Below are 3,946 nucleotides of genomic sequence, written 5' to 3' on the forward strand. Positions count from 1 at the left end.
GCGGTGCTCCCTCCGCGGACCTGCGCCGACGACCCCCGCCTCTGCACTCCTGCGCCCGAGCCGACCATCGGCGGGCCCCTCACCTGAGCCCCGGCTCGCGGCCCGCCCCGCCTGCGGGGATAGTGGAGGCATGAGCAGACTTTTCCTCGGCCTCCTGACCAACGCCGTCGCGATCTGGCTCACGACCCTGGTCGTGGCGGGCGTGCGCGTCGACCCGTACGAGGAGGGCCCCGCAGCGGCGGTCCTCACGTACCTGCTGGTGGCGGTGATCTTCGGCGTCGTCAACGCCGTCGTCGGCGGAGTGGTGCGGGTGGTCGCGTTCCCCCTGTACGTGCTGACGCTCGGCCTGGTCTCGTTCCTCGTCAACGGCCTCCTGCTGCTCCTGACCGCCTGGATCAGCGGCCTCTTCGGCTTCGGCCTCGTCGTGGACGGCTTCTGGTGGGGCGTGCTCGGCGCCCTCGTGCTCGCCCTGGTGAACTGGTTCATCGGCCTCCTCCTGCGCCCCTTCCTCCGCCGCCGTCAGGACTGACACCGCGGGCTCGGCAGTCAGCATCGGCCGCGCCGCCGCCGCCCGGGAGGCGTCGCGCGCCATCGGTGGACGACGGCCGCGATCGGCCTGCTGGGGAGGAGCCGCGGTGCGCCATGATGGGCGGGTGACCCCCGACTCCCCTGCGCCCTCGGCCTTCGCCGTGTGCTTCGTCTGCACCGGCAACATCTGCCGGTCGCCGATGGCCGAGGTGGTGCTGCGCTCCCTGGCGGAGCAGGCGGGGCTCGGCTCCACGATCGAGATCAGCTCGGCCGGCACCGGCGAATGGCACCTCGGCGAGCACGCCGACAGCCGCGCCCTCGCGGCGCTGGAGCGTCACGGCTTCGACGGGGGCCGCCACCGCGCCCAGCTCTTCGACCCGTCCCGCTTCGCCGAGTTCGACCTGGTCGTCGCGCTCGACCACGGGCACGAGCGCGCGCTGCGCTCCTGGGCGCGCACCGAGGTCGACCGGCAGAAGATCCGCCGCCTGCTCGACTTCGAGCCCGGCCTCTCCCCGCAGGGCGACGTCCCCGACCCCTACTATTCCGATGCGGCGGCGTTCGACTCGGTGCTCGCGCTGATCGAGCGCGCCTGCCGGGCCCTCTTCGCCCAGATCGAACCAGGACTGCGCGGCAACCGCTCGGTCCGCCCCGACTCCACCGACGCGCGCGCCGCCCTCGCGCAGGACACCTGAGAACCGGAAGGCACCACCGCATGACCTCGCTCCCCACCCAGCCGCTGAGCCCCCTCGACGGCCGCTACAGCGGTGCCGTCTCGTCGCTCGGCGAGTACCTCTCGGAGGCGGGGCTGAACCGCGCGCGGGTGCACGTCGAGGTCGAGTGGCTGCTGGCGCTGACCGACCGCCGCCTCTTCGGCTCCGATCCCGTCGACGCGGCGACCGCCGAGGAGCTGCGCCGCCGCGCCCGCGACTTCGGCCAGCCCGAGATCGACGAGCTGGCGACCCTCGAGGCCCGCACCCGCCACGACGTGAAGGCCGTGGAGTACCTCGTCCGCCAGTGGCTCGAGGAGCTGGGCCTGGAGCGCATCGCCGAGCTCACCCACTTCGCCGCCACCAGCGAGGACATCAACAACCTCTCCTACGCGATCGTGGTCCGCCAGGCCGTCGGCGAGATCTGGCTGCCGAAGCTGCGCTCGGTCGTCGCGTCGCTCCGGGAGCTGGCCGTCCGCTACCGCGACGAGTCGATGCTCAGCCGCACCCACGGCCAGCCCGCGACCCCGACCACGATGGGCAAGGAGTTCGCCGTCTACGCGTACCGGCTCGAGCGGGTCGTCGCGCAGATCGAGGCGACGGAGTACCTGGGCAAGTTCAGCGGAGCGACGGGCACGTTCGCCGCGCACCTCGCCGCCGACCCCGGCACCGACTGGCCCGCCCTCGCGGAGGAGTTCGTCACCTCCCTCGGCCTCGTCTTCAACCCGCTGACCACCCAGATCGAGTCGCACGACTGGCAGGCCGAGCTCTACGGCAGGGCCGCGCACGCGAACCGCATCCTGCACAACATCTGCACCGATGTCTGGACCTACATCTCGCTCGGCTACTTCCGGCAGATCCCCCAGGCCGGGGCGACCGGCTCGTCCACGATGCCGCACAAGATCAACCCGATCCGCTTCGAGAACGCCGAGGCGAACCTCGAGCTCTCCAGCGCCCTGCTCGACTCGCTCGCGCAGACCCTGGTCACCTCGCGCCTCCAGCGCGACCTCACCGACTCGACCACGCAGCGCAACATCGGCGTCGCGTTCGGCCACTCCCTCCTCGCCCTCGACAACATCGCCCGCGGCCTGCTCGAGATCGACCTCGACCCGACCGCCCTCGCCGCCGACCTCGACGGCAACTGGGAGGTGCTGGCCGAGGCGATCCAGACGGTGATCCGCGCAGAGGTGGCGGCCGGCCGCTCCTCGATCACCGACCCGTACGCGCTGCTGAAGGACCTGACCCGCGGCAAGCGCCTCGGTGCCGACGACCTCGCCGTCTTCGTGCAGGGTCTCGACATCGGCGACGCGGCGAAGGAGCGCCTGCTGGCGCTGACGCCGGGCGGCTACACGGGCCTCGCCTCGTCGCTGGTCGACCGCCTGAGCTGATCCGCCGGGCAGCGAGCGCGCGGGTGCCGCCGTCCTCGAGAGCGAGCACTCCGACTCCTGCGTGCTCGCGGCGGCGCGGTCGACGGCGGCGCGATGTCGGGGGTCGCACCTAGCGTCGGCGGCATGTCAGCGTGCGCGATCGGAGGGTGCGCGTCCTCGGCCGAGACGGGCGCCCCTCTCGCGCTCTGCGCGGCGCACCTCGGGCTCGCGCACGACTGGGTCGCCCGCGAGGACGGCGTGATCGACGCCCTGCCCTCGCCGTGCGCGGCGTGCGGGTCCCGCCTGGGCGTCCGGCTCCCCTCCGCCTGGCTCTGCGCCGCCTGCGAGTGGCGGCTCGGCGATGCTCCCGACGGCGAGCTCCCGCCGCCCCGGGTCGACGTCGTCTACTACATCCGCTTCGGCGAGCGGATCAAGATCGGCACCAGCGGCAATCCCCGGCAGCGCCTCCACCGGCTCCGGCACGAGGAGCTCCTCGCGTTCGAGCGCGGCGGGCGAGCACTCGAGCAGCATCGGCACGCCCAGTTCGCCGACGAGCGCCTGGAGCGCACCGAGTGGTTCGCGCGCAGCCCCGTGCTCGACGCCCACATCGAGACCGTGCGCGCCGGGGAGCCCGACCCCTGGGCTCTGCACGGCCGCTGGCGCAGCGAGGCGCTGGCCCTGCGGCTCTGACGCGTCTGCTGCGAGCGGGCGGCTGCGACTCGCCGGTTCCCACTCGACGGTTCCCACTCGCCGGCACTGCATCCGCGGGTCCCGCTCCGCCGAGCCGGACACCGGGACGGAGCGACGGGGAGGGCGCCACGGGGACGGATCCCGGAGGACAGTCCCGCAGCCGCCGCACGACGCGCTCAGCGCCCCCAGGCGTCGACGAGCAGCGGACCGCGGACATCGCGGAGCCGGTCGACCAGACGGTCCGCCAGCGCGGCCGTGACTCCCGTGGCGACCAGGTCGTGGGGGCCGAGCGGCAGCAGCTTCCCCGTGCGGATGCGCACCACCTCCCACCCGGCGGAGCGGAGCGCGCGGTCCTTCCGCCGGTCGGCCTCCTCGCGGTGCCCGACGTGCTCGAGTCCGTGACGGCCGGTGGAGTCGTACTCGATCGCGACGCGCAGCTCGCCGAGCACCAGGTCGGGCCACGCCTCGCAGTGCTCGAAGAACGGCCGCTTCAGACGGACCGCCGTGTGCGCCGGGTCGAAGACGAGCCGCTCGGCGAGGAGTGCCCGGAGCCGGGCCTCGACGGCGGAGGCGGGAGGAGGCGCGCACCGGCTCGCGAAGGGCTCGCCGACGGGGAGGTCCGGCGTCTTCGGGCACACGCGGGCGGGCCGGGGT

Annotated in this window: 4 protein-coding genes and 1 pseudogene; 4 read left to right on the plus strand and 1 reads right to left on the minus strand. The window is 73.7% G+C overall.

Annotated features, from left to right (window positions below):
• Nucleotides 1-130 precede the first annotated feature (130 nt).
• From C5C39_RS17030 to C5C39_RS17045, 4 genes are all read left to right on the plus strand, one after another.
• The gene (locus C5C39_RS17030; protein WP_104353941.1) at nt 131-529 is read left to right on the plus strand and encodes a phage holin family protein; all 399 of its coding nucleotides are present in this window, start codon (nt 131-133) and stop codon (nt 527-529) included.
• Nucleotides 530-653: 124 nt separating this feature from the next.
• Entirely contained in the window at nt 654-1,220 is a 567-nt protein-coding gene (locus tag C5C39_RS17035; RefSeq protein ID WP_181127746.1) for a low molecular weight protein-tyrosine-phosphatase, read from the plus strand.
• Between the two features lie 20 nt (nt 1,221-1,240).
• Complete coding sequence (gene purB / locus C5C39_RS17040; protein ID WP_104353942.1) at nt 1,241-2,623, plus strand: adenylosuccinate lyase; 1,383 nt, start codon at nt 1,241-1,243, stop codon at nt 2,621-2,623.
• A gap of 123 nt (nt 2,624-2,746) precedes the next feature.
• Nucleotides 2,747-3,292 (plus strand): GIY-YIG nuclease family protein, encoded by a 546-nt coding sequence (locus tag C5C39_RS17045; protein ID WP_104353943.1) that lies wholly within the window; start codon nt 2,747-2,749, stop codon nt 3,290-3,292.
• A gap of 176 nt (nt 3,293-3,468) precedes the next feature.
• Here C5C39_RS17045 and C5C39_RS17050 read toward each other — a convergent pair.
• Nucleotides 3,469-3,946, minus strand: a pseudogene (locus tag C5C39_RS17050) (endonuclease domain-containing protein); the annotation flags it as partial.

The sequence above is a fragment of the Rathayibacter sp. AY1F3 genome, assembly GCF_002931975.1.
GTDB lineage: Bacteria > Actinomycetota > Actinomycetes > Actinomycetales > Microbacteriaceae > Rathayibacter.

Coding starts and splice junctions, on each gene's coding strand:
- C5C39_RS17030 (WP_104353941.1), top strand. CDS start 131: ATGAGCAGACTTTTCCTCGGCCTCCTGACCAACGCCGTCGCGATCTGG.
- purB (WP_104353942.1), top strand. CDS start 1,241: ATGACCTCGCTCCCCACCCAGCCGCTGAGCCCCCTCGACGGCCGCTAC.
- C5C39_RS17045 (WP_104353943.1), top strand. CDS start 2,747: ATGTCAGCGTGCGCGATCGGAGGGTGCGCGTCCTCGGCCGAGACGGGC.